We start from the raw sequence: 1,344 nt of genomic DNA, 5'->3' as shown, positions 1-1,344 counted from the left end.
CCCCGGCCCCAGCGGTCCCGGCCAGCGGCAACGGGCGCCGCACCTACCGGCCCACCCCGCCGAAGCAGGCAGCGCCGCTGCTGCCGCCGTCGCTGCTCAGTGCCCTCGACCTTGGCACCACCCCGAACGGAGGTGACCCGCGATGACCGCCCACGAGCTGCCCGACACGGCTCCGGTCCGGATGCCCTACGCCGACCCACCCGACGAGCCGACCGAGGAACCGCGCAGGTTCTACCGGCTGCGCGCCCCGCACGTCGACAAGGCATCCGTCCCGGTCACCGTCCGCGTCACTCCCGACGCCGACCTCTACGTCGCCGTCGGTGCCGGCCGGCGCCGCATGTACCTGACCCCGAACGAGGCGTGGGCGCTGTGGCGCTGCCTCTCGGAAGCCGTCGCTTCCACCGGTGAGCCGCCGGAGTGGATCCGCGTCCACGTCAAGCCCACCCACCGCTGACCCTGCCCGACCCGCAACGAGGAGTCCTGTGATGGCTGCCCGTCGACTCACCCTGCGCCCGATTCGCCGCATCTGCCTCGACCTGTCCCACACCGACCCCGACCAGACCTGCCCCTACTGCGCCCCCGACACCCACGCCGACGCCATCGTTGCCGCGGCTCTCGCCCGGCACGCCGAGATCGCCGCCGACGACGCCGAAATGTGGGGGTGGGCCGCATGAACCCGCAGGTGTGGTCCTGGCTGCTGATGGCCGTCGGTGTCACCGGCCTCTACCTCGCCGGCAAGAAGTCGTGGACCGGCTGGGCCGTCGGCCTCGCCGCCCAAGTGCTGTGGCTGGCCTACTCCATCGTCACCGAACAGTGGGGGTTCCTGGTCTCCTGCTTCGTCTACGGCGCGGTCTACCTGCGCAACCTGCGGGCCTGGCTCCGCCCCGCCCCGGTGTCCGACTCGGCCGATCAGGAGGTGACCCGGTGCGCCGCGCCCTGAACTCCGAACGGCTGGAAGCCGTCGCCCTGGTCGTCATCCTCCTCGCCGTCGGCGGGATGGCTGGTGCTGCGTCGTTCACCCACGTCAAGGACTGGACGATGATCCACGCCCCACACGGCACCGGGGAATGGTTCGGCTGGTCCAACGCCGTCATCTCCGAACTCACCCCCGCCGCGGCGCTGCTGGTCATCCGCCGCCGACGCCGACGCGACCCGCACGCCCCGGTGCTCTACCCGCTGTCGATCCTGATCGCCGCCGTGGCGCTCTCGTTGGCCGCGCAGATCGCGGTAGCCAACGACAGCTTCTCCTCCCGGCTGCTGTCCTCCGTGCCCGCGCTGGCGTTCCTCGCCCTGTCGAAACTCGTCCTCACCGGCGGCCCCAAACCGGCCAGACCGGCACCCGCC

The 1,344-nt window shown here is 72.0% G+C and carries 3 protein-coding genes and 1 pseudogene; all 4 read left to right on the top strand.

Annotated elements, in window-relative coordinates; genetic code table 11:
• Nucleotides 1-142: 142 nt before the first annotated feature.
• Nucleotides 143-454: a spread protein gene (locus tag E1182_RS30590; protein WP_132271200.1), complete on the top strand. Its 312-nt coding sequence runs from the start codon at nucleotides 143-145 to the stop codon at nucleotides 452-454.
• Nucleotides 455-485: 31 nt separating this feature from the next.
• The gene (locus E1182_RS30585; RefSeq protein ID WP_132271199.1) at nucleotides 486-674 is read left to right on the top strand and encodes a hypothetical protein; all 189 of its coding nucleotides are present in this window, start codon (nucleotides 486-488) and stop codon (nucleotides 672-674) included.
• The gene (locus E1182_RS30580) at nucleotides 671-940 is read left to right on the top strand and encodes a hypothetical protein (protein WP_132271198.1); all 270 of its coding nucleotides are present in this window, start codon (nucleotides 671-673) and stop codon (nucleotides 938-940) included. Before E1182_RS30585 ends, E1182_RS30580 begins: the two co-directional genes overlap by 4 nt.
• Nucleotides 941-996: 56 nt before the next feature.
• Nucleotides 997-1,344: pseudogene (locus E1182_RS30575) on the top strand (hypothetical protein); the annotation flags it as partial.

Source organism: Micromonospora sp. KC721, assembly GCF_004348355.1.
Lineage (GTDB): Bacteria > Actinomycetota > Actinomycetes > Mycobacteriales > Micromonosporaceae > Micromonospora.
The sequence above is the reverse complement of the archived record's forward strand: the minus strand, read 5'-3'. Positions and strand labels throughout refer to the sequence as shown.